Origin of the sequence: Synechococcus elongatus PCC 6301, assembly GCF_000010065.1 — a bacterium.
Classification (GTDB): domain Bacteria; phylum Cyanobacteriota; class Cyanobacteriia; order Synechococcales; family Synechococcaceae; genus Synechococcus; species Synechococcus elongatus.
In genome coordinates this window covers 724403-747825 of sequence record NC_006576.1, presented here as the reverse complement: position 1 = coordinate 747825, position 23423 = coordinate 724403, and the positions used below count along the sequence as shown (strand labels likewise).

Annotated in this window: 18 protein-coding genes; 5 read left to right on the top strand and 13 right to left on the bottom strand. The window is 56.2% G+C overall.

What is annotated here, in order from left to right; genetic code table 11:
• Positions 1-68: 68 nt before the first annotated feature.
• The 3 genes from SYC_RS03455 to SYC_RS03445 all read right to left on the bottom strand — a co-directional run bounded on the left by SYC_RS03455 (position 69) and on the right by SYC_RS03445 (position 4917).
• A complete protein-coding gene (locus tag SYC_RS03455; protein ID WP_011242979.1) occupies positions 69-1157 on the bottom strand; it encodes a DUF4062 domain-containing protein in 1089 nt (362 codons plus the stop codon).
• Between the two features lie 193 nt (positions 1158-1350).
• Positions 1351-4410 carry a DEAD/DEAH box helicase gene (locus SYC_RS03450; protein ID WP_011242978.1) on the bottom strand — a complete coding sequence of 1020 codons (3060 nt, stop codon included), beginning with the start codon at positions 4408-4410 and terminating at the stop codon, positions 1351-1353.
• Between the two features lie 3 nt (positions 4411-4413).
• Positions 4414-4917, bottom strand: coding sequence for a hypothetical protein (locus SYC_RS03445; protein WP_011242977.1), 504 nt, complete (start codon positions 4915-4917; stop codon positions 4414-4416).
• 88 nt (positions 4918-5005) lie between these two features.
• Between SYC_RS03445 and alaS the strand changes: the two genes are divergently transcribed.
• Entirely contained in the window at positions 5006-7636 is a 2631-nt protein-coding gene (gene alaS, locus SYC_RS03440) for an alanine--tRNA ligase (protein ID WP_041676939.1), read from the top strand.
• Between the two features lie 191 nt (positions 7637-7827).
• Positions 7828-10446: a TIGR03960 family B12-binding radical SAM protein gene (locus SYC_RS03435; RefSeq protein WP_011242975.1), complete on the top strand. Its 2619-nt coding sequence runs from the start codon at positions 7828-7830 to the stop codon at positions 10444-10446.
• A gap of 242 nt (positions 10447-10688) precedes the next feature.
• Here the strand turns inward: SYC_RS03435 and SYC_RS13955 are convergent, their stop codons facing one another.
• Complete coding sequence (locus SYC_RS13955; RefSeq protein WP_162010011.1) at positions 10689-10898, bottom strand: hypothetical protein; 210 nt, start codon at positions 10896-10898, stop codon at positions 10689-10691.
• A gap of 59 nt (positions 10899-10957) precedes the next feature.
• Between SYC_RS13955 and SYC_RS03430 the strand changes: the two genes are divergently transcribed.
• Positions 10958-13222, top strand: a complete 2265-nt coding sequence (locus SYC_RS03430; protein ID WP_234701794.1) for an Rne/Rng family ribonuclease — start codon at positions 10958-10960, stop codon at positions 13220-13222.
• Entirely contained in the window at positions 13206-13853 is a 648-nt protein-coding gene (locus tag SYC_RS03425) for a ribonuclease HII (RefSeq protein ID WP_011242973.1), read from the top strand. Before SYC_RS03430 ends, SYC_RS03425 begins: the two co-directional genes overlap by 17 nt.
• A gap of 22 nt (positions 13854-13875) precedes the next feature.
• On the opposite strand, the gene SYC_RS03420 is transcribed toward SYC_RS03425, so the two are convergent.
• Positions 13876-14433: a DUF1997 domain-containing protein gene (locus SYC_RS03420; RefSeq protein WP_011242972.1), complete on the bottom strand. Its 558-nt coding sequence runs from the start codon at positions 14431-14433 to the stop codon at positions 13876-13878.
• 79 nt (positions 14434-14512) lie between these two features.
• Here SYC_RS03420 and pheA point away from each other — a divergent pair, with 79 nt between their 5' ends.
• Entirely contained in the window at positions 14513-15388 is an 876-nt protein-coding gene (gene pheA, locus SYC_RS03415) for a prephenate dehydratase (protein ID WP_041677085.1), read from the top strand.
• Between the two features lie 12 nt (positions 15389-15400).
• Here the strand turns inward: pheA and SYC_RS03410 are convergent, their stop codons facing one another.
• The 8 genes from SYC_RS03410 to SYC_RS03375 form a co-directional block, all read right to left on the bottom strand.
• Positions 15401-16057, bottom strand: coding sequence for an LON peptidase substrate-binding domain-containing protein (locus SYC_RS03410; protein WP_011242970.1), 657 nt, complete (start codon positions 16055-16057; stop codon positions 15401-15403).
• 209 nt (positions 16058-16266) lie between these two features.
• On the bottom strand, positions 16267-16584 hold the full coding sequence (gene rpsJ / locus SYC_RS03405) for a 30S ribosomal protein S10 (protein ID WP_011242969.1): 318 nt from the start codon (positions 16582-16584) through the stop codon (positions 16267-16269).
• Positions 16585-16657: 73 nt separating this feature from the next.
• Positions 16658-17887, bottom strand: a complete 1230-nt coding sequence (gene tuf / locus SYC_RS03400; RefSeq protein ID WP_011242968.1) for an elongation factor Tu — start codon at positions 17885-17887, stop codon at positions 16658-16660.
• Positions 17888-17913: 26 nt separating this feature from the next.
• The gene (gene fusA, locus SYC_RS03395; RefSeq protein WP_011242967.1) at positions 17914-19998 is read right to left on the bottom strand and encodes an elongation factor G; all 2085 of its coding nucleotides are present in this window, start codon (positions 19996-19998) and stop codon (positions 17914-17916) included.
• Between the two features lie 74 nt (positions 19999-20072).
• Positions 20073-20543 carry a 30S ribosomal protein S7 gene (rpsG, locus tag SYC_RS03390; RefSeq protein ID WP_011242966.1) on the bottom strand — a complete coding sequence of 157 codons (471 nt, stop codon included), beginning with the start codon at positions 20541-20543 and terminating at the stop codon, positions 20073-20075.
• A 167-nt stretch (positions 20544-20710) separates the two neighbouring features.
• Positions 20711-21085: a 30S ribosomal protein S12 gene (gene rpsL / locus SYC_RS03385; protein ID WP_011242965.1), complete on the bottom strand. Its 375-nt coding sequence runs from the start codon at positions 21083-21085 to the stop codon at positions 20711-20713.
• 155 nt (positions 21086-21240) lie between these two features.
• Positions 21241-21600 carry a phosphomannose isomerase type II C-terminal cupin domain gene (locus SYC_RS03380; RefSeq protein ID WP_011242964.1) on the bottom strand — a complete coding sequence of 120 codons (360 nt, stop codon included), beginning with the start codon at positions 21598-21600 and terminating at the stop codon, positions 21241-21243.
• Complete coding sequence (locus SYC_RS03375) at positions 21597-23414, bottom strand: phosphodiester glycosidase family protein (RefSeq protein ID WP_011242963.1); 1818 nt, start codon at positions 23412-23414, stop codon at positions 21597-21599. Before SYC_RS03375 ends, SYC_RS03380 begins: the two co-directional genes overlap by 4 nt.
• Positions 23415-23423 lie beyond the last annotated feature (9 nt).

Genomic DNA, 23423 nt, shown 5'->3' with positions numbered 1-23423 from the left:
ACAGTTGACAATTAGACTGATCGATAACAATGACTTCTGTCGGCTAGAAAACTACTTCGCTTCTAATATTATGATTCGACAGCAGTTCCATCAAGGTCTTCATCCTCGAGAGGCTCACGTTTTATTGCACGAAGCTGAACCATAAGGGTATTACCATATGGAGTAAGCGTCCAATAGGTGCTAGTGTCGCTAACACTGCGTTTTCGATCGTTTTCCTTTATTAGTCCAAGAGCTCTAAGCTGAACTATACAGGTCTCAATTTCATCTTTGTGAAAGGAAAAATCAACTAACTCATAATTCTCAAACCTCTTTTGACTCTGGAAAGCCTTTAATGATTCCCGTTTGAAGAAATCTGTAAATGCTTGACGAAGAGTATGGGCAGAAGCTTCGTTAATCATTGATGGAGCAACTGCTGCAAATATGGCATTCCAGGTTAGGTTTATCGATGCATTATACTTTTTGTCCTCATCATGTGAAAAGATAGAGAACTTTCCTCGAGATTTGAAAGAGAGGTGAATTTCATATTTGTCATTTCCCTGTGCTAAAAACTCAGTTCCAGATGGAGGCTTGTCTCTTAATAAGGCTGCCTCCTTCTCTAGTTCTGTAATTTTATTCTTGAGAGAGAGAACTTCAGCTAAAGCTGTTTCTGTTGGAACCTTATCAGCTCTAACCCACCCAACTGCAGGATGTCGCTTGATCGCTGAAGTCAATCCAACAATTACTTTAGCCTTTAAGTCATCTGCGTTTCGCCAATAAACACATGTATGCTTTTTTTGTACCTTTTTTCTGAAGTCTTGTAATTTTTTCCAAGCATTACTATCAGTTTCTGTCTTGTCCCTTGGTAAATTGTCTGGGTTTTCGTGAAGCAGCGGTATTACAGGCTTCTTGGTCAAAAGTGCATAATCATATTCTTTTTCTGTATAGCTAAGACCTGCCTCATCTAGGGAGCCGTATCGACCACCAACAATCAAAATATAGTAGTCAGAACTATCTATAACATCTTGAATAAGCTGCCATGCCGAATCATCAGTTGCAGAAAATAGCTCCATTCCTGCTGGCATATGATCGATCTCTAGAATTGCCTTTAATGCAGCTTGTCGCTCGTCTTTGAGGTCAATAAAAGTTGAGCTAATAAATATTTGATAACGTTTTTCCATAATATTAGCCCCTGAAAGATTACAAATTTACTCTGGGGTCAACAGAATAACATTTATTTTTTGGAAGTCAAATAAAAACCTAGAACCCAATACACTCTGAGTTCACTCAGAATAAAAAACTTTTATTCTTGAAAGATTCGGCTCATATTATTTCTGCATGCATGATATTGGCTTCTATCGAATTTTTTCTTCTCTAAGGCTCTTCCTCTTCTACCCAAGCTGAGCGATCGAGGATCAAGAGTTGCCGGAGTTGATTGGTGTCTAGTTCCGTTAGCCAATCCTCACCACTACCGACAATCTGCTGTGCTAATGCTTGCTTGCTAGCGATCATCTGATCAATTTTTTCTTCTAGAGTGCCAGCGCAGACAAACTTGTGCACCTGTACATTGCGTCGTTGCCCAATCCGAAACGCGCGATCGGTCGCTTGGTTTTCAACTGCCGGATTCCACCAGCGATCGTAATGAAAGACATGATTGGCTTTCGTCAGGTTGAGCCCCACCCCGCCAGCCTTCAATGACAGGATGAAAATTGCCGGTGCCTGCGGATCATTTTGGAAGCGATCAACCATCTGTTGGCGATCGCCCTTCTTGGTACTGCCCGACAAAAACAGCACCTCTCGCCCTAGCTGTTCCTGCAAAAATTGCTGCAGCAAACTACCCCAGCCCGCAAACTGCGTAAACACCAAAGCGCGATCGCCCGCATCCGTTAGCTCCGCCAACATTTCTAGTAAGCGCTGCAACTTGGCTGAGCGATCGCCAAAATTCGGATCGAGCTTCGGCTTTTCGAGCAACAACGACGGATGATTACAGAGCTGCTTCAGTCGCGTTAGCAATGCCAAAATCTGGCCGCGCCGCTGAATGCCTTCACTTGCTTCAATATTGGCTAGCGCTTCATTGACTAGCACCTGATAGCGATCGGCCTGCTCCTGTACCAACGGACAAAAGACCGTCATTTCTTGCTTCTCAGGCAAGTCGGCAATAATGCTGCGATCGGTTTTCAGTCGCCGTAGGATTAACGGTTGCACGCGCTGCCGCAATGCTGTCAGCGAATCCGCATCGCCAAAACGCTCGATCGGCGTGACAAAGCGCTTTTGAAAGAATGGCTTGGTGCCTAAATGTCCCGGCTGCAAAAACTCGACAATCGACCACAACTCACTGAGGCGATTCTCAACCGGCGTCCCTGTCAGGGCAATCCGAAAGCGGGGCTTTTGCGTCGGACTTTGGGCGATCGCTCGCACCGCCTGCGTCTGTTTCGCCTGGTCATTCTTGATGTTCTGGGCTTCATCCAGCACAATGCCTTGCCAGTCGATCGCCGCGATCGCTTTCTGATCTCGCGCCACCAAGGAGTAACTGGTCAGCACCAAATCGCAGTCCTTGAGCGCTGTCGCCAAAGCCTTACCCTGAGCGCGATCGGGGCCATAGTGCAGCTTCCAGCGAAGCTCCGGTGCAAATTTCTGCACCTCCCGTTCCCAGTTGCCCAGCACCGAAGTCGGACAGACTAGCAGCACCGGCCGCGTCAGCTCGTTGCTGTGTTTGAGATGCAGTAAAAAGGCCAGCAGCTGAATCGTCTTACCCAAGCCCATGTCGTCGGCGAGGCAAGCCCCAATCCCGAAGCGCTGCAAAAAGCTGAGCCAGCCCACCCCCCGCTCTTGATAGGGTCGCAGCTCGCCCTGAAAGGTGGGCGGAGCGGGCAAAGCCGCAGGCGATCGCTGCCCCTGAAACACGGCCAAGGCTTCTTCGAGTAAGCCCGCCGCTTCAAAATTGACCACCGGCAGGCGACCAACATTCGGCGACTCACCACTGGCGATCGCGATCGCATCCGCCAAGGTCAAATTTGGCTGATCCTTGCGCTTACGGAAAAACTCTCGCGCCGACTCAATATCCTGCGGCCGCACCTCAATCCAGTCGCCGTTGATTTCCACCAAGGGCGTTTCCAGGGCTGCCAAGCGTTCCACTTCTGCTTTGGTCAGCCGCTGACCGCCCAGACTCAGCTCCCAACGAAACTGCAGTAGTGCTTCCAGCCCCACACTCGGGCGATCGCTCGGCAACGTGGCGCTGACTTCCACTCCCAGCCGGTGTCGCCCTTGACCACGCAAGCCCGGCGGCAGTTGCACTTCAATGCCCTGCTCTTGCCACTGAGGAATCACCTGCTTGAGCAGCTGATAGACCTCCGCTGTGGTCAGTGGATGGAATTCTGGACAGGCTGTCGCCAGACTGGTTTGCAATTGGGGATAGAGCCGACAAGCCTGTCCCAAGCCGCGTAACAGCAATTCCTGAGATTGATCTGGTAGCCCAGGTGGCAGCGGATCCTGCCAGAGGAGAGAGGCCGGCCGAAAGCGATCGGGATCGGTCGCTGCTTGTAAGCCAAACTCCAATTGCCAGGGCTGCTCTTGCTCCGTAGGCGGGACAAGGCGCAAAACCATCCGCCAAGCCTGAGCTGCGCCATTCTGCACTGGTAGTAACCAGCGATCGATCGCCGTTTGCAAGCGACTGGCTTCACTGTCTTCTAGCTTTAGCGGTTTTCCATTCGCTAGCGATTGCTGCCAAGCCGCCAGCAGATCAGCAGACACGAGAGTTCCCGCCGCGATCGCCGGTTGTAGTCGTGCTGTCAACCAAGTCTGTAGGACTCGCAGCAACAGATCCTGCGGTTGAGGCTGCCAAGGACAAGCTGCCGCTGTTTCGATTGCCTGATAGCAAAACTGACTAAAGGGCAGCTGCTGACTATAGCGATCGAAGCGCTGGCGATCGCCCGCTTGATTAAACAGTGGCAACCAAACTGCCGTTAAACCGCGATCGCTCGACTCCAGCGCCGGATAAAAGCGCCCCCGAGCCAGCAAACTTTGTGCCCAGCGGTAGATGTGGCTCCAAAAGCGTAGATCTGGCCCCAGCCAAGGATGATCCTCCGCCGAACCCAGCGGCAAGGTCGCCAGCCATTGACCGGCGATCGCGGCTTCTAGCGACAGCACGGGGATCTGCCAAGACCAAAGCAGCGCCCCATCTGGAATTTCCTGACCACTCAGAAACGGTAGAACCGCCTCTTTCTTCAGGTCACTGGGAATAGAGAGCAGGACTTCTGTTGGCGTCCCCGTCAGGGATCCCAGACGGTACTTCTGGCACCAATCATTTAAGTCAGTGGCCGCGATCGCGTAGGGATGAATCGCAATTTCTGCTGCCGACTGAGGCTCACCAGCCTGCCAAGCCTCGGCCCAAACGCAGAAGCGATCGCCGAGCCAGCCACCGTGCAGCACTGCCATGGGTTATTGGGGAGAAGAGGGAATGGGGCGTAACCAACCACGCGCGATCGCAAAATCCAAGCTAGTTGCACAAAGCGCAAACAGCAGTAGACTACCGCCCAACTGCGAAGTTAACCACGGTAAATCCAGACTGGTCGTTGCGCCGTTTTCCAGCAGTCCTAGTCCGCGCACTAACCCAAAGGCTCCCACCAAACCATTGCGCAGATGGGGATTCGTGTCGCTGCGAATGGCGTAGCGGTAAGTGACGCCAAAGAGAAAAACACTGACCGCGATCGCGCCGCTATGCACCGCCAAAGTCGTCCAAGCCGGCAGGGCAGAGGGTCGCTGAATCTCTAGGCCAATCAACGCTGCTGCCGGAATTACCGCCGTCGCCAAAGCCAGCAAGCCTGCTTTTGCCGATTCCCAGCGCTCAGCCAAACTCAAGGAAGAACGAGTCATGCGGGTCAACACCCCAGCACAGCCGCGATCGCAGACTCCTGTCTGTTCAGCCCCCACGGGCGATCGCATTTCCCGATTTTAGGGCGCGGTGCCCCCCAAGCAATACGGCATGATGGGTTTAATCTGCTCCCTGTCGTTTATTTCGCTTCGGCAATCCATGGCTGCCCCTGCTCTTAGCGGTGATCAAATCCGCGAAACCTTTCTGAAATTCTTTGAAGGCAAGGGGCACCGTCGCCTACCCAGTGCCTCGCTGATCCCTGAAGATCCAACGGTCTTGCTGACGATCGCAGGCATGTTGCCGTTCAAGCCGATCTTCCTCGGGCAGCAGGTCGCGGAAGTGCCACGGGCCACAACGTCGCAAAAGTGCATTCGCACCAACGATATCGAGAATGTGGGTCGCACGGCTCGCCACCACACCTTCTTTGAAATGCTGGGCAACTTCAGCTTCGGCGACTATTTCAAGAAAGAAGCGATCGCCTTTGCTTGGGAACTCGTCACGGAAGTGTTTCAAGTGCCGGCGGAACGGCTAGCGGTTAGTGTCTTTGAAGAAGACGACGAAGCCTTTGCGATCTGGCGCGATCAAATTGGTGTGCCAGAAGCACGGATCCAACGACTGGGCGCTAAAGATAATTTCTGGGCTTCCGGCCCGACGGGTCCCTGTGGCCCCTGCTCCGAGATCTATTACGACTTCCATCCCGAGCTGGGCAATGACGGCCTGGATCTGGAAGATGACAGCCGCTTCATCGAGGTCTACAACCTCGTGTTCATGCAGTACAACCGCGATGCAGCGGGCAATCTGACGGCGCTGGAGAAGCAGAATATCGATACGGGCATGGGGCTGGAGCGCATGGCTCAAGTCCTGCAAGGCGTGCCCAATAACTACGAAACCGACCTGATTTTCCCGATCATTCAAGCGGTGGCTGCGATCGCCCAGCGAGACTACGCCAGCGAGTCGGAATCGGTCAAAGTCTCGCTGAAAGTGATCGGCGATCACCTGCGTGCCGTCACTCATTTGATTGCCGATGGTGTCACGGCTTCCAACCTCGGGCGCGGCTATGTGCTGCGGCGACTGATTCGGCGCGTGGTGCGCCATGGTCGCTTGATTGGCATCGATCGCCCCTTTACGGCGGAGATTGCCGAAACTGCGATCGCTTTAATGGCCGCGCAATATCCCAACCTGCGGGAACGGGAAGCGGCGATTAAAGCAGAACTGACGCGGGAAGAACAGCGCTTTTTGGAAACCTTGGAGCGCGGCGAAAAACTGCTGGCGGAACTGCTGGCTGCCGCCACCGATCAGATTCGCGGCGAGGATGCCTTCGTCCTTTACGACACCTACGGCTTCCCGCTGGAACTGACCCAAGAGATTGCCGAAGAAAAAGGACTGACCGTCGATCTGGCTGGTTTTGAAGCGGCGATGGCCGCCCAACGCCAGCGATCGCAAGCTGCCCACGAAACGATCGACCTGACGGTGCAAGGGTCGCTCGATCGCCTTGCGGAACAGATTCACCCGTCTGAGTTTGTCGGCTACGGCGACGCGGTTGCCACGGCGAAAGTCACAGCGCTCCTCCGCGAAGGCCAAAGTGTTGAGGCCGCAGAAGCGGGCGATCGCGTTCAGATCGTGCTCGATCACACGCCGTTTTATGCGGAATCCGGCGGTCAAGTTGGCGATCGCGGTGTCCTCACGGGCGAATCGTTGATTGTTCGGATCGAAGATGTCCAGAAAGAATCAGGTTTCTTCGTCCACTACGGCCAGATTGAGCGGGGTTTGCTGCAAGTTGGCGATAGCGTTACGGCGCAAATCGATCGCGCCTGCCGTCGCCGCGCCCAAGCCAATCACACCGCTACGCACCTGCTGCAAGCAGCCTTGAAGCTGATTGTCGATGAAGGCATTTCCCAAGCGGGTTCGCTGGTTGCTTTCGATCGCCTACGCTTCGACTTCAACTGTCCGCGAGCCGTGACACCGGAAGAGCTGCGCCAAATCGAAGACCAGATCAACCAGTGGATTGCTGAAGCTCACGGCACCGTGGTCGAGGTGATGCCGATCGCGACGGCCAAAGCCAAAGGCGCGGTCGCCATGTTCGGCGAAAAATACGGTGCGGAAGTCCGCGTCATTGACGTGCCTGGCGTCTCGATGGAGCTGTGCGGCGGCACCCACGTCGCCAATACCGCCGAGATTGGCCTGTTCAAGATCATCAGCGAAGCGGGTGTCGCTTCCGGCGTGCGACGGATTGAAGCGGTGGCTGGCCCTGCCGTGCTGGAATACCTCAACGTCCGCGATGCCGTTGTCCGCGACTTGAGCGATCGCTTCAAGGCCAAACCCGAGGAACTGAGCGATCGCGTTACGGCGCTGCAAGAGGAGTTGAAAGCCAATCAGAAGCAGCTAACCGCGCTAAAAGCTGAACTGGCGATCGCCAAATCCGATGCGCTGGTGTCCCAAGCGATCCCAGTCGGTGACGCGCAAGTCTTGGTTGAAACCCTGACCGGTGTGGATGCAGCCGCTCTGCAAACCGCAGCGGAACGACTCCAGCAAAAACTCGGCGATGCCGGTGCCGTTGTCCTCGGTTCTAGTCCTGAAGAAGGCAAAGTAACGCTAGTCGCAGCCTTTGGTCCCGCGATCATCGCCAAAGGACTGAAAGCGGGTCAGTTCATCGGCGGCATTGCCAAAATCTGTGGTGGCGGTGGTGGCGGTCGTCCCAACTTGGCGCAAGCCGGTGGCCGTGATGCCAGCAAGCTACCAGAAGCCATCGCAGCAGCCCTCGATCAGCTCAAGACTGCGATCGCTAGCTAAGCCCACCCCTCACAGACGGCTCAAAAACATGTCCTCCGTGATTACTGCTCCCTCAAGACGAGCAGCGATCGCGGAGGACAACCCTTTGTGGTGGAGATCGCACGTCGGGTCTTTAGCGACCTGATCGACTTCAGCCAAGCCCAAGCAGGTGAAATGCCACAATTGAACGGTTGTTGCGCTGTCGCGCCGCTGTGTCTGTTGCTGTCGAAACGCTGCTCTCGCCTGAAATCCTCAAGCCCGCCCGTTACCTCGGCAATGAGCTGGGAGCGGTTCACAAGCCCTGGGAACAGGCAAGCGTTCGCTGGTCGCTGACCTACCCCGAAATCTACGAAGTGGGGGCGTCCAACCTCGGCCACATCATCCTTTACAGCATCCTCAACGCCCAGCCGCGTCAACTTTGCGATCGCGCCTATCTGCCGGCGGCGGACTTAGCCGAGAAGCTGCGCCAAACCCAAACCCCCTTGTTTGCCGTCGAATCGAAGCGATCGCTGCTGGAGTTCGACATCCTTGGCTTCAGTCTCAGCTACGAGCTGGGGGCAACCAACATTCTGGAAATGCTGGCGCTAATTGGCGCACCACTGACTTGGGCGGAACGCGGCGATCGCACCTTGGGTGATCTGGACGGCTGGCCGCTAATTTTTGCCGGTGGTCAGACCGCCACTTCGAATCCGGAACCCTACGCGGAGTTCTTCGATTTCATCGTCTTGGGCGATGGCGAGGAATTGCTGCCCGAGGTGGGGCTGATTGTTGAGGAAGGCAAGCGATCGCAGCTGAGTCGCACAGAGTTGCTGCTCGATCTGGCGCAGGTGCCGGGCGTTTATGTGCCGCGCTTTTATGACATGGCCGAAGATGGCTCAGTCCATCCCAATCGTGCGGATGTGCCCGCAAAAGTGTTGCGGCGGGTGGCGACCCCAATTCCCGCCTACTCGATCGGCCTCGTGCCCCACGTGGAAACCGTCCACGATCGCCTGACGATTGAAATTCGGCGCGGCTGCACTCGCGGGTGCCGCTTCTGCCAGCCGGGGATGCTAACCCGTCCGGCGCGGGATGTGGAGCCAGAGCAAGTGGTGGAAGCGATCGAGACGGGGATTCGCGCCACCGGCTACAACGAGTTCTCGCTACTCTCCCTTAGCTGCAGCGACTATCTGGCGCTACCCGCCGTCGGCATTGAAATCAAAAACCGCCTACAGGACGAAAACATCACGCTGTCGCTGCCCAGTCAGCGGGTCGATCGCTTTGATGACAACATCGCCAACATCATCGGCGGCACCCGCAAAGGCGGCCTGACCTTTGCACCGGAGGCGGGCACCCAACGACTGCGCGACATCATCAATAAAGGGCTGACCAACGAGGAGCTGCTGCGCGGCGTCAAAACCGCCTACGAACAGGGCTGGGATCGGGTCAAGCTCTACTTCATGATCGGCTTGCCCGGCGAAACCGATGCGGATGTATTGGGCATTGCCGAAACCGTGCGCTGGCTGCAGCAGGAATGCCGAGGCCGAAAGAAAAAGCTGGGCTTTAACCTGACGATTTCTAACTTCACGCCGAAACCGCACACACCGTTTCAGTGGCATTCGGTTTCAACGACGGAGTTTAAGCGCAAGCAGGAATTGCTGGCGGCGGAGTTTAAGCAGATCCCCAACCTCAAGGTCAACTTCACCGACGTGCGCATCTCGGCGATGGAGGACTTCGTGGGACGGGGCGATCGCCGTTTGTCTGCCGTGGTTCGCCGCGCTTGGGAACTGGGCGCGGGCATGGATGCTTGGTGGGAAAGCCTCGATAAAGCCTATGGCGCTTGGACTCAGGCGATCGCGGAAGCCGGATTGGACTGGAAATATCGCCAAGTCGAAACTGGCGAATGGAATCTGTTCGAAGGCGAAGCCAGTCGCGATCGCGCCTTAGATGCGCCCTTGCCCTGGGATCACCTCGACACTGGCATCGATAAACGCTGGCTGCAAGAGGATCTGCAGAAAGCCCTTGAAGCAGCCGTAGTGCCTGATTGCTCATTTGATGGCTGTAGTCATTGCGGCGTCTGTGGCGTCGATTTTGGCCATAACGTCGTGGTGCCACCACCGGCGATTCCCAACTTCCAAGGGCACTTCCAACCGCCGACCGAAAAAGTCCAGCGCCTGCGGATTCGCTTTGGCAAGCTCGGCCAAATGACCTTGCTCAGCCACTTAGATCTGCTGCGAGTCTTCGATCGCGCGGTGCGGCGAGCCAAGTTGCCGGTGGCGTTTAGCGGTGGCTTCCATCCCAGCCCGCGCATCGTACCAGCCAATGCTTTGCCCTTGGGAATGAGCAGCGAAGCCGAATTGATGGACTTTGAGCTGTTTCAGGCGATCGAGCCCGCGGAGTTCCAGCAACGACTGGCGGCTCAACTTGATCCAGAATTGCCGATCTATGAAACGGCCGAGGTCGTGCTGAAGAGTCCAGCAGTAACTGCCCTACTCAGTCGCGCGGAATATGACCTTTGGATCGAGCCGGAAGAATCGACCGAGGTTCAGGCACTAATTCAGTCTGTTTTGACAACCGAGACGGTGCTAGTAGAGCAGACCACCAAGTCTGGCAAAAAGGTGGAAGTCAATCTGCGCGAACGGCTCCATACCCTGAGCAGTACAGCCCCTAGCCCCCTGCCCCAGCGTTTGCAAGCCGCCGCTAGCGACTCTGACTTCTGGCTGCGCTACGTCGGTTCCTGTCGCAATGACGGCACGCTGCTGCGCCCCGAGCAGGTGATCACGCTGTTGCAACAAGTCAGCGGTCAGAACTTCCAGTTGCGCCATGCCCACCGGCGATCGCTGCATCTCGACTGAGGCCGCTGCGAGGGTACGGGTCGTGCGAGTGTGATAATGTGGCACTTAAGCTGAGTGAAAAGATTTCACCTAGCCCGACTGCCGAAGACAGGGACTGTAATTGAGAAGTCCCTCAGTTCCAAGCCTGAGTGGCTACTGCCAGATTAGTGCAGTTTTGCTCGGAAACCTTTCTGGGCTTCTCCTAGGCTTTTCTAACTGCCGGATTTTCTCAACGTCTTCTAGCCCAACGCCCATCGACGCGATCAGGCCTCTACAGATGGCGATCGCGCTTCAATAGCGTCGCTTTCACTAGACTTCAGTTCCCCGGCCTCACGGTAGGGATGTCCTGCGAGGGCAACATCCAGTTTTGATGCAGCGTCTGTCGGTGTCGAGCGCCAACAGACAATCGAGCGATCGTGGGCTTTGGCCTGATCTTCGAGACTGCGCCAGCAGACGGGTGTTGCGTTGCTCATCGCAGCTCCTGTCGGTCTTTCGTCTCTGCTCGCACTGCCAGACAACTAGAGCCTCAGGCATGCCCAAACAAATCGTTATTGCTGAACAGCACCGCATCGCAGCCGTTTTTGCCGAAGACCAGATTGAAGAATTCATTGTTGCCAAAGGCACTCATCAGATTGGCGACATTTATCTCGGCGTTGTTGAGAATGTCCTGCCCGGGATCGATGCGGCGTTTGTCAATATCGGTGACAGCGAAAAGAATGGTTTTATTCACGTCACAGATTTAGGCCCTCTGCGCTTGCGGCGCAGTGCTGGTGCGATTACTGAGCTACTGGCTCCTCAGCAAAAAGTGCTGGTTCAGGTGATGAAGGAGCCCACTAGTTCCAAGGGGCCCCGCCTGACCGGCAACATCAGCCTCCCCGGGCGGTATCTGGTTTTGATGCCCTACAGCAGTGGCGTCAGCCTGTCGCGGCGGATCATGTCGGAAAGCGAACGCAACCGACTGCGCGCGCTGAGTGTGCTGATCAAACCCGCTGGTATGGGGCTGCTGGTACGCACCGAAGCGGATGGCATCGCTGAAGAGCTGATCATCGAAGACTTGGAGTCGCTGCAGCGCCAGTGGGAACAGACTCTGCAACTGGCCGATTCCACACCAGCCCCCGCCTTGCTAACCCGAGATGATGACTTCATCCAACGGGTATTACGCGACATGTACGACGAGGGCGTCAACCGGATTGTGGTGGACTCCCACACCGGGTTGAAGCGCGTCAAACAACACCTTAGTGCCTGGGGGGCGGGCGAGATTGCACCGGGCTTATTGATTGAGCAATACCGCGATCGCAGTTCGATCCTTGATTACTTCCGAGTCAACGCTGCCATTCGTGAGGCTCTCAAGCCTCGGGTCGACCTGCCTTCCGGCGGCTACGTGATCATCGAGAAGACCGAAGCGCTGACGGTGGTCGATGTCAACTCGGGCTCGTTTACGCGATCGGCCACGGCACGGGAAACAGTGCTTTGGACTAACTGCGAGGCGGCAGCCGAAATTGCTCGCCAGTTGCGGCTCCGCAATATTGCTGGCGTGATTATCGTCGATTTCATCGATATGGATTCTCGCCGTGACCAGCTCCAAGTACTGGAGCATTTCACGCGAGCCCTGCGCCATGACAAGTCGCGTCCCCAGATTTCTCAGCTGTCGGAACTGGGCTTGGTGGAATTGACGCGCAAGCGCCAAGGCCAGAATATTTACGAACTGTTCAGCACACCTTGTACTACCTGCGGCGGGTTAGGTCATGTTGCCCATCTACCAGGTGAAGTGGGTGCACAACCGATTGTCCGCACCTCCGATCGCCCACCAATTACGACTCCAGTTGCAACAACGACTCCGGTCAGTGCCAGCACTAATCTGGCTCCCAGCAACGACAGCTATCTCTCGCCCGCCCGCAGTGCCCTAGCCCGCGCGACGGGTGTCCCACCGCTCCTCAATGAAACCACCCCTGCTAGCGAGCTGGAAAACAATGGTGATAGCTACAGCGGACTAGGTTTACTAGAGCGATCGCCCCAACGACGGGGTCGGCGTCGCGGCGGTGGTCGGAATGCTGGCCCTAGCCTACCCAATACCAGCATTAATCCTGAGATCAGTGCGTCGCCTGGGTTGGCCGAAGCGCTGGCGGCCACCACTCGGGATTCAGCTCCAGAGCGCGATCGCGACAGTGAATCGACTGGTATGAGTCGTCGGCCGCGCCGTCAACCGCCTGAGCCACCAGTGATTGTGGCCGTTGAACTGACGCTCGAAGAGCAGGAACTCTACGCTTGGATGGGGGCTTCCCCCTTGATTCGGGCAGAATCCCTGCCAGAGCCAAGCCAACCCGTTTTGGTCGGGGTCTACGCCCAAGAGAGTGAGAAGGAACCTGCGATCGCGGCGGCCAAGGCACTCTACGACCAGCGATCGCGCCATCGGCGGGGCGGTGGGGACAGTGGTCGCCCAACCCTCGCTCGTGAGAATCGCGAGACGGCCAGCGCTGAAAGCTCTGAATCCCGTTCAGATTCCAGCAGTACAGCTGAAACACCTGCTGAGCAGCCCAGCAGCATCACAACCGAAGGAGCAACGAGCGCTGTTACAGCAGAAGTGATCGCTGCATCAGAGCCGACTCCAGCGGAGCCGACTCCAGCGGAGCCGACTCCAGCGGAGCCAACTCCAGCGGAGCCAACACCCGTGGAACCAACACCCGCTCCAGTGGCAGTGGCTAGCGAAGCATCGGAAGTCACTGCTCCAGCTAGCGAAGTCCCTGCCCCAGGGCGGCGGCGGCGGCGTTCTTCAGCGCAACGTGAGTCCCAAGACTAGGCTGGATAGTGACTTTTTCGGCCCCGGCGATCGCTGGCAAACGGTTGCTGGGGTGGATGAAGTCGGGCGGGGCTGTCTATTCGGTCCCGTGGTCACCGCCGCCGTCATCTTGCCGGAAACAGCGATCGCGCCACTCCAGCAAGCCGGCGTCACCGATAGTAAGCGACTCAGTCAACGCCAGCGGCAGCAACTCTACCCCCTGATCTGCGAGGTGGCCCTTGCCACAGGTTGGGGATTAGCGAGTGTCGCAGAAATTGAGCGTTGGAATATCCTGCAGGCGACCTTTTTGGCCATGCGACGAGCGATTGCCAAACTCGATCGCCCGATCAGTCGCTGCCTAATCGACGGCAATCAGCAAGTGCCTCAGCTGACCTATCCGCAAACGACAGTCATCCAAGGCGATCGGCACTGCATCACGATCGCGGCCGCCAGCATTCTTGCTAAAGTCTGGCGCGATCGTCTGATCGAACGGCTCGATGAACGCTATCCCGGTTATGCTCTTGGGCGGCACAAGGGCTACGGGACGGCTCAACATCGTCAAGCGATTCTGCAACTAGGGCCGACACCTCTGCATCGGATCCGCTTTCTGCGATCGCTCCGCCAACCATCGCAACAGATTGACCTATTCTGATCGCTGCTTGCACAAGATGAGCTCAATTGGACTGGGGTGGCAGCGCCGAAGAACAGAAAGACTCTTGACTCCAGAGCAAGTAATCTTCAACCAGCCGTCGCTGAATCTGCTGGCGAATCGTCAGCAAGACACCCTTGAGGAGGGCATTACCGGCAGCTTCCAGCATGGGGCGTGGCGTCAGGCGCAACAGGGGCGGCATTTGCACCTCCACTTTCAAGCGGGCTTCCCCAGTCAGGTGATGACTTGATTCTGCCAGCAACTCGCCCTCTAAATCCAACTGAAACCGAGCAGCCAATAAATCTAAGCCCCGCAATTGACAATCTCGCGACTGAATTTGCAAAATCCCAGCCTCATCGGTCCAAACAGCAAGATCGACGATGGGGCGTAATTGCAACGAGAAAAACTGCAGCGGCCGCATTTCAAACCGATAGACGTCATCGCCCAGAACTTGCAACTGGTCGCGGTTGAAGAGCGTGTAAACGATTCGCTGTGACTGTCTGAGATAATCCTGTAGACCACGAGCTGTCGGTTGGTTGATTGCCAAGTCAACCGTTTGGCTCGCGGCAAATTGACTGAGCATGCGCGGAAATGGGCAGCATTTCCGACGATTTTACGGTGTTTGTGCCCAAGGCTAGCGAATGGATCGACAAGGAAAGGCTATGTCCGAGCGGGCGATCGCCCATTTGGGTCCCGTGGGTACCTATGCCGAAATGGCTGCCCTGCGCTTTCAAGCTTGGTTGACCCAGCAGGATCAACAGCCCAGCCGTCTGCTTGCTTGTCGGAGCATTCCAGCCACCTTACAGACCTTGGCTGATGGTGCTGTTGACTATGCCGTTGTGCCCGTCGAAAACTCGGTAGAGGGCAGCGTTGCCGCCACCCTAGATAGTCTTTGGCAGTTGCCCCAACTGTCGATTCAGCGGGCACTCATTCTACCGATTGCCCATGCCCTGATTAGTTTTGAGAGCGATCGCACGGCGATCCGTCAGGTGCTCTCCCATCCCCAGGCCCTCGCGCAATGCCAGCAGTGGTTGCAGCGGCATCTGCCCCAAGCGGAATTGATCCCCGCCAATTCCACCACCGAGGCCCTGCAGGATCTCGAACGCCATCCCCAGCGGGCGGTCATTGCTTCGACCCGCGCTGCAGAACTCTATCAGATGCCAATTCAGTCCTTTCCCATCAATGATTCCCCCGATAATCGCACCCGCTTTTGGGTGATTAGCCGCAGCCCTACGCCGGGCGGGGCTTGTACGTCCCTGAACTTCAGCCTGGACGCCAATGTGCCGGGTGCGCTGGTCAAACCCCTGCAGACTTTGGCCGATCGCCGGATTAACCTCAGCCGGATTGAGTCGCGACCAACCAAGCGATCGCTGGGTGAATATCTCTTTTTCTTGGACTTAAAGGCCGATCTGCGGGATCCTGCGATCGCAGCAGCCGTTCAAGCCGTAGCTGACTGTACAGAACAACTGCGGGTGCTTGGCAGTTATGACAGCCTCGACTTTACCCAGTCTGTTTTAGTACCTGCACAGGCTCGCTAGCTGCAGTTAGCACTAGCTCGGGTTTTGAAAACTGTTGAGCGTATCTTTGAGGACGGTACGGGCAGCCAAGTGACTGCGGGTCGACCCCAAAATTTCTAGTTCGCGATCGAGGCGATCGCGGGTGTTCAGCATTTCGAGCAGACTTTGCTGCTCTTCATAGACGCCGTAGAGATGGCCTGCGACCCAGTAGGACAACTCCCGTGGCAGGTCCGGCAGATCGTCCGGCAATTCAATTTCTTGGCCGGATAGTTTGCCCGACAACTGCACGACATCCTGCAGGACGGTGTTGACCTCAGTCGCTAAGGGTTTGAGATCTTCATCGGTGGGTTCATCTTCAATCCACTCGACAAGGCCTACCCGAAAGGGCTTTTCGCGCACGTAGTCCAATACGCGAAACCGCTGTTGACCCAACGTCCAAACATTCATGCGATCGTCCGGCAACCGCTGATGGCGGATTAACTCTGCACAACAACCAATCGTTGCAGCTTCATCCTTGGCCGGATCCCAAAGCAACACGCCAAAGCGGCGATCGCTCTCCAAAATGGTTTGGATCAGAATGCGATAGCGATATTCAAAGATATGTAGCGGCAACAATCGCCCCGGGAATAACACAACTTCCGGCAAAGGAAATAGAGGTAACTCGCGCACAGACAGGGAGTCAGTTGCCATGAGGCTTATCGCGCCGTCTAAAGGAATGGTGTGAGACGATTACGACTCCCGAGAACAACCTAAAGATTGCCGTGGGAACGAGTCTCAGAAACTTGTTACTTAACTTTACCTGATCAATGTTGGGGACGATACCAAGGCAATCATGATTCGAAGATTGGCTAAAAAACAAGAAGCGGGAGTTCCTTCCCGCTTCTTGTTTCCAGTGATGACTAGAGCTTAACTTCGATGTCTACCCCAGCAGGCAGATCGAGCTTCATCAACGCATCGATCGTTTTCGAGGACGGCTGGTAGATGTCGATGATCCGACGGTGCGTCCGCGTTTCAAAGTGCTCACGCGAGTCTTTGTCAACGTGGGGCGATCGCAACACGCAATAGATGCGACGACGAGTCGGCAACGGAATCGGGCCGATCGCGGTGGCGTTGGTGCGGTTGGCGGTTTCGACAATGCGATCACAGGAGGTGTCCAGCAGTCGACGGTCAAAGGCCTTGAGACGAATCCGAATTTTCTGCTGCTGCAGGGTAGCCATGGGAGTTAATTATCAAGGTTCAAAAAGACAGAGTCGGTGATGACTCACCACCGACTCCTTAGGGGGTTAAATCCTACTGGAGGATTTTGGAAACGACACCAGCACCGATGGTGCGGCCGCCTTCACGGATTGCAAAGCGCATGCCTTGCTCAATTGCGATCGGGTTGATCAGTTCAACCGTCATCTTGATGCGATCGCCCGGGATCACCATTTCAGCTGCCGAACCGTCGTCAGCGGTGAAGTCCGAGATCGCGCCGGTCACGTCGGTTGTCCGCACGTAGAACTGAGGACGATAGCCCGGGAAGAACGGAGTGTGACGACCCCCTTCTTCTTTCTTGAGCACGTAGACCTCAGACTCAAACTTGGTGTGAGGCGTAATCGAACCGGGTTTGGCCAAGACCATACCGCGCTCGATATCGGTTTTTTGGATACCGCGGAGCAGCAGACCGACGTTGTCGCCAGCCAGACCTTCGTCGAGGGTCTTCTGGAACATTTCCACACCGGTAACGGTGGTGCTGCGGGTGTCACGCAAACCAACGATTTCGATCGTTTCGCCAACCTTGACGCTGCCACGCTCGATCCGGCCAGTCGCCACCGTGCCACGACCGGTAATCGTGAAGACGTCTTCCACCGCCATCAGGAAGGGGCGATCGACTTCCCGCTCAGGAGTGGGGATGTAGGCGTCGACTTCTTCCATCAGCTTCAGGATTTTGTCAACCCAAGGGTTGTCACCTTTCTGACCCGAAGCGCCACCTTGAATGGCTTCCAAGGCTTGCAGAGCCGAACCAGCCACGATGGGGATGTCATCGCCAGGGAAATCGTAGGAGCTCAGCAGCTCACGGACTTCCAACTCCACCAATTCCAACAGTTCAGCGTCATCAACCATGTCTTCTTTATTCAAGAAAACGACGATGTTGGGAACGCCGACCTGTTTCGCCAGCAGAATGTGCTCGCGAGTTTGGGGCATGGGGCCGTCAGCAGCCGACACCACGAGGATGGCGCCGTCCATCTGCGCAGCACCCGTGATCATGTTTTTCACGTAGTCAGCGTGACCGGGACAGTCAACGTGAGCGTAGTGACGGTTGCCGGTTTCGTATTCAACGTGAGCCGTGTTGATCGTGATACCACGAGCTTTTTCTTCCGGAGCTGCGTCGATATCAGCGTAAGCGCGGGCTTTAGCCATGCCAGCTTTCGCCAACACAGTGGTGATAGCTGCCGTCAGCGTCGTTTTACCGTGGTCAACGTGACCGATGGTCCCGATGTTTGCGTGAGGCTTGGTGCGTTCAAACTTAGCGCGTGCCATTGGCGTTCAGTCTTCCTTTAGGTTACTTAAGCGTTCCCTTTGTTTTTGGCGATGATCGTTTCAGCCACATTACGGGGAACTTCCTCGTACTGACTGAACTCCATCGTGAAGATGCCCCGACCCTGGGTCATCGACCGCAGGTCAGTTGCATAGCCGAACATCTCGGCCAGGGGCACTTTGGCCGAAACAGTGGCCGTGCCATTGGTGGTTGCTTGGCCTTCGATTTGACCTCGGCGGGAGATCAGGTTGCCCATCACTGAACCGAGGAAGTCTTCCGGTACTTCCACTTCCACCTTCATCACCGGCTCCAGCAGAACTGGATCGGCTTTCCGAACGGCTTCTTTGATCGCCATGGAACCAGCGATCTTAAAGGCCATCTCAGACGAGTCGACGTCGTGATACGAGCCATCGACCAAGGTGGCCTTGATATCGATGAGCGGGTATCCCGCCAAGACGCCCGATTCGCAGGTTTCTTTCATCCCCTGCTCGGCAGGACCGACGTACTCTTTCGGCACCGTACCGCCGACGATCTTGGAGACAAACTCGAAACCAGTACCAGGCTCAGCCGGCTCTAGTTCGATCACAACGTGACCGTACTGACCTTTACCACCGCTCTGGCGGACAAACTTACCTTCCGCTTTGACAGCCTTACGAACTGTCTCACGGTAGGCAACCTGAGGAGCACCGATGTTGGCTTCAACTTTGTACTCCCGCAGCATCCGATCCACCAAGATTTCGAGGTGGAGTTCGCCCATGCCAGCGATGACCGTTTGGTTCGTCTCAGAGTCGACTGAGACACGGAAGGTCGGATCTTCTTCCGAAAGCGCTTGCAACGCCTTCGAAAGTTTTTCCATATCGTTCTTGGTTTTGGGCTCAACCGCGACCGAAATAACCGGCTCGGGAATGAACAGAGACTCAAGGATGATCGGGTTTTGATCATCGCAGAGGGTGTCGCCCGTGAAGGTGTCTTTGAGACCCAGCACAGCACCTAGGTCGCCAGCACGCAGCTCGTCGACTTCAATCCGGTCATCAGCCTTGAGGATGATCAGACGGGAAACCCGTTCTTTCTTCCCTTTGGTGGCGTTGTAGACGTAGCTACCTTTTTGCAGGATGCCAGAGTAGACCCGCACAAAGGTCAAGCGGCCGTAGGGATCGGCCATGATCTTGAAGGCCAAAGCGGAGAAAGGTGCTTCGTCGCTAGAAGGACGCAGAGCAACTTCGCCATCTGGCAGTGTGCCTTGAATCGGCGGAATGTCTTGAGGCGAAGGCAGCAGTTCAACCACCGCATCCAGCAACAGCTGAACCCCTTTGTTTTTGAAAGCTGAACCGCAGAGCATTGGCACCAAGCGATCGTTGCCTTGGATCAACACGCCCTTGCGCAGACCGGCTTTGATGTCCTCAATGCTGAGGTCGCCATCTTCGAAGTATTTGTCGAGCAGCGCTTCATCCGTTTCAGCGACGGCTTCAACCATTTTGGAGCGCCATTCAGCAGCCGTTTCCTGCAGTTCTGCGGGAATATCGGTGACTAAAATGTCGGTACCTAAATCGTTGGTATAGATGTGAGCCTTCATTTCGACAAGGTCAACAATGCCTTGGAAATCGCTCTCAGCACCAATGGGAATTTGAATCGGAACGGCGTTGGCTCTCACGCGATCGCGGATTTGGCCATAGACCTTGAAGAAGTCAGCCCCAGTACGATCCATCTTGTTGACGAATACGATCCGAGGCACGCTGTAGCGATCGGCTTGACGCCAGACGGTTTCTGACTGGGGCTGTACACCACCCACCGAGCAGAAGACAGCTACAACACCGTCGAGAACCCGCATCGAACGTTCGACTTCAATCGTGAAGTCCACGTGGCCGGGGGTGTCAATGATGTTGACGCGATAGTCTTTCCAGCTGGTGCTGATTGCAGCAGCGGTGATCGTGATACCCCGCTCCCGCTCTTGCTCCATCCAGTCGGTAACAGCGTTACCGTCATGAACTTCACCGATTTTGTGGACGACGCCTGAATAAAACAGGATGCGCTCCGTCGTCGTGGTTTTGCCCGCATCAATGTGGGCAGCAATACCGATATTTCTAACCTTTTCGAGCGGAACGGAACGTGCCACTGGAACCTCCTTGAAAGCGTCGATCGCTAAATCGAACGTATTAAATATTGTAACGGGATTTGTAGTCGCTAGAACTAGTAGCGGTAGTGGGCAAAAGCCTTGTTCGCTTCGGCCATTTTGTGGGTTTCTTCGCGTTTACGCACTGAACTTCCGGTTTCGTTGGCTGCATCCATCAGCTCGTTTGCCAGCTTGATGGCCATGGACTTGCCAGGGCGCTGACGGGAATACTGAACCAACCAGCGCAGGGCCATGGCGGTACCGCGCTCCGAGCGAACTTCCATCGGGACTTGGTAGGTTGCACCACCTACCCGACGAGCTCGCACTTCCACCAAGGGGGTGGCATTGCGCACGGCTTGTTCGAAGAGTTCCAAGGGGTCGTTTCCGGTCCGCTCTTGGATCAGATCGAAGGCTGAGTAGAGGATGCGGAAAGCCAGGGACTTTTTGCCCGAGTCCATCAGGCGAGCCACCATCATGGAGGCCAAGCGGCTGTTGAATTTTGGATCCGGGTTAACCGAACGCTTTTGAGCAGAGGTACGACGGGACATCAGTGAATCTCAGAAGTCTTGCAAGGGCTACAACGCAAAGAGGAAGCGAAAAAGGGGCGATCGCAGGGGTGAGAGTTAATCACATCTGGAACGAGCAAGGTCAACTGCCCAGCAGCTTGCAGTGTTGACGTTGCCACGATCAACGCAGACAAGGCTCACCCAGGGACCTAGGCCTTCGGACGCTTCGCGCCGTATTTGGAACGGCTTTGGCGACGGTCTTTGACACCGGCGGTATCAAGGGTGCCGCGGATGATGTGATAGCGCACACCGGGTAGGTCTTTGACCCGACCGCCGCGAATCATCACAACCGAGTGCTCTTGCAGGTTGTGACCAATGCCAGGGATATAGGCAGTGACTTCAAAACCTGAGGTCAAGCGAACCCGTGCCACTTTCCGCAAGGCCGAGTTGGGCTTTTTCGGGGTCGTGGTGTAGACGCGAGTGCAAACGCCACGCCGCTGCGGGCAGTTTTTCAGCGCGGGAGATTTTGTCTTCTTGGTAATTTTTTCGCGTTCGTCGCGAATCAGCTGCTGGATTGTAGGCATTTCAGAAAGCCGGTTCGGCTGCTCTTGGAAAAGACAACAATCTCTTACTTTACCGAGGGTTGATGCACTTGGTCAAGCTACAGCTGAAGAGAAGGCGATCGCCCCAGGTAGCCTCTCTGGAACGAGCGGCCAACAGACTGGGTCCACAGCCATTATCACGACGTTGGGCAGCGTCCGTAGTCATCGGCGCGGCGCTCAATGTCATCTTCGCCGAGATAGGCCCCCATTTGCACCTCAATCAGGGCTAAAAGCTCGTCCCCCGGATTTTGCAGGCGATGCCATTCCCCGATCGCGATATCGAGCGATTGCCCTACGCGCAGAGAAAACTGGCGATCGCCCAGTTGCACCCGTGCCAGCCCTTGCACGACTAGCCAATGTTCCTGCCGCTGCTGGTGACGCTGTAGGCTCAACTGCTGCCCTGGCAGCACCTCCAAACGCTTGACCTGATAGCCAGAGCCTTGGGCAAGAATTTCGAACTGTCCCCAAGGCCGTTGATCGCGATCGCCAACCTTCATCGCAGACTGGCCGGCGTAGTCGGCCCCAGGAAGACCCCGAGCCCGTTGTGAACCCGGGCAGCACTGCCTCGAGCCCGATTGACGAGCTGACCATTGACGATTAGAGAAGTGGAGCTGCCGCCATCAAAGTTGAGGGCATCAACGACGCCGAGCTGCTGCATAATCGCAGCCATTTGAGGCAGGGTGGGGCCTTGGCCTTGGTTTTGCTCGTGGGCAGCCACTAGAACCAAGCGGCCATCCGGCATCAGACCGATCGCACTGCGCGGAGCTGCTTCGATCTCAAAGGCTCGGCTAAATCCTTCGGCTTGGGGATTGACGACCACTCGCCCTGATTTGACGAGGAGTGGCCCTCCTCCTAGAGCATGGGGGAAGCGATCGAACTGGCTGGGTTGCGCTTGCTGTAGGACTTGAATTGTCGTGCCGTTCACCAGAGAAGTGCGCAGGCTATTGGCCGATCGCAAGACGATCAGGTAGCCATTGCGGGGAATCGTAAAGCGATTGCTGCCAGCCTTGTCCGCTTGGGACTGGGAGACCACGCGATCGCCCTGGACTGTCACCACTACTTCGTTGTCGAGGATTGTCTGGTAGCTGTTGCCCCAAGCCTCGGTGTAGCGAGCGGCTCCAGCGCGAACGTAGCCACTATTGAGCGCCACGAGGGGAATGCGAGTGCCAGAGCTGAGTTGCAGGGTCTCTTGCAGACCGAGCCGGTCAATCAGCACTTCGCCCTGATCATTCCAAGCCATGGCCCCACGGTTGAGGATCGGACCGGAATACCAGATGTTGTCACGGCGAATCGCCCCGAGTGGCAGACGATTATTGCGGTTGAAAAAGCCCGCATTGATGGCGATCGCAGCCCCGCGATCGCGAGCCACAGCTTGCAAAACCTGTGTGCCCTCCAGTGAGCCATTGCCTGCCCAAATCGGTGCGAGACGAACATTAGGTTGGCGCAGGTCCAACTGAATCACAAAGACGGGGAAGGTCGCGCCGTCAACAGTGACTTGACGCTGCTGCAGTTGCGTACCCGCTAGGTCAGGTGGGGCGGGAGTCAAGGGGGCGGGATTACTCCCCAGACCAGCGGGCGGGCTGAGGAGGCCGGTGGTAGTTGGCAGGTCGATAAAGATGCGATCAGGCGATCCCAAGCTCGAGACGCGGACCCCCAGACCAGCCGGTAATCGTAGGCTCGTGCGATCGCCCTGTTGCTCTGCCTGAATGCCGTAGCGCTGCAAACTGGGCACCAACTGAGCAGGAACTGAACCATCAAAGCGGAGCTGTTGGCCGATTGCATCCCACTCCCATGGGGTTGGGCGATCGAAATCCAAGACGAGGCGGCGGTTAGCTCCCTGTTGGCCATCCCTGAGATTCCGGAGCGTCGCCGCCGGCAGTTGAATCACCAGTTGGTCTGCCAGTACTGCCAGGGACCAACCACTGCGACGCGCCAGCGATGACACTTCTAAGAAACGCCGACCATTTTGACGACGGGCGGGCACTTGCTCCACCCCTTCAGCCACACGTCCATCCGAGAACCAGCGGATCGCTTGGCGAGTGGTACTCAAGCCCGGTAATAGTTCCAAGCCAAGGCCGTTGCGCAGCGCAACTTCTTCAATCCAGATAAAGCTGCCCTGGGAAGCTGGTTCTACGACCCACTGGCCGGCGATCGCCCGACCATTGATCTGGAGTTGCATCCCGGTTTGATTGGTGGGAGCTCGTGTCTGGGCGATCGCTGCAGGGCTCCAAGCTGACGGAAGAACAAGCCCACCCCAACTACTGGCGGTGCAACCAATCCAGACCAATCCACGTCTCAGCGCAGGTTTCATCAGTCCATC

Bases quoted from the DNA above. Each gene is read 5' to 3' on its own strand.
- SYC_RS13955 (WP_162010011.1), bottom strand. From the start codon at position 10,898: ATGAGCAACGCAACACCCGTCTGCTGGCGCAGTCTCGAAGATCAGGCC.
- pheA (WP_041677085.1), top strand. From the start codon at position 14,513: ATGTCCGAGCGGGCGATCGCCCATTTGGGTCCCGTGGGTACCTATGCC.
- tuf (WP_011242968.1), bottom strand. From the start codon at position 17,887: ATGGCACGCGCTAAGTTTGAACGCACCAAGCCTCACGCAAACATCGGG.
- rpsG (WP_011242966.1), bottom strand. From the start codon at position 20,543: ATGTCCCGTCGTACCTCTGCTCAAAAGCGTTCGGTTAACCCGGATCCA.
- SYC_RS03410 (WP_011242970.1), bottom strand. From the start codon at position 16,057: ATGGCAACTGACTCCCTGTCTGTGCGCGAGTTACCTCTATTTCCTTTG.
- SYC_RS03455 (WP_011242979.1), bottom strand. From the start codon at position 1,157: ATGGAAAAACGTTATCAAATATTTATTAGCTCAACTTTTATTGACCTC.
- SYC_RS03375 (WP_011242963.1), bottom strand. From the start codon at position 23,414: ATGAAACCTGCGCTGAGACGTGGATTGGTCTGGATTGGTTGCACCGCC.
- rpsL (WP_011242965.1), bottom strand. From the start codon at position 21,085: ATGCCTACAATCCAGCAGCTGATTCGCGACGAACGCGAAAAAATTACC.
- alaS (WP_041676939.1), top strand. From the start codon at position 5,006: ATGGCTGCCCCTGCTCTTAGCGGTGATCAAATCCGCGAAACCTTTCTG.
- SYC_RS03445 (WP_011242977.1), bottom strand. From the start codon at position 4,917: ATGCGATCGCCCGTGGGGGCTGAACAGACAGGAGTCTGCGATCGCGGC.
- SYC_RS03380 (WP_011242964.1), bottom strand. From the start codon at position 21,600: ATGAAGGTTGGCGATCGCGATCAACGGCCTTGGGGACAGTTCGAAATT.
- rpsJ (WP_011242969.1), bottom strand. From the start codon at position 16,584: ATGGCTACCCTGCAGCAGCAGAAAATTCGGATTCGTCTCAAGGCCTTT.
- SYC_RS03430 (WP_234701794.1), top strand. From the start codon at position 10,958: ATGCCCAAACAAATCGTTATTGCTGAACAGCACCGCATCGCAGCCGTT.
- SYC_RS03450 (WP_011242978.1), bottom strand. From the start codon at position 4,410: ATGGCAGTGCTGCACGGTGGCTGGCTCGGCGATCGCTTCTGCGTTTGG.
- SYC_RS03420 (WP_011242972.1), bottom strand. From the start codon at position 14,433: ATGCTCAGTCAATTTGCCGCGAGCCAAACGGTTGACTTGGCAATCAAC.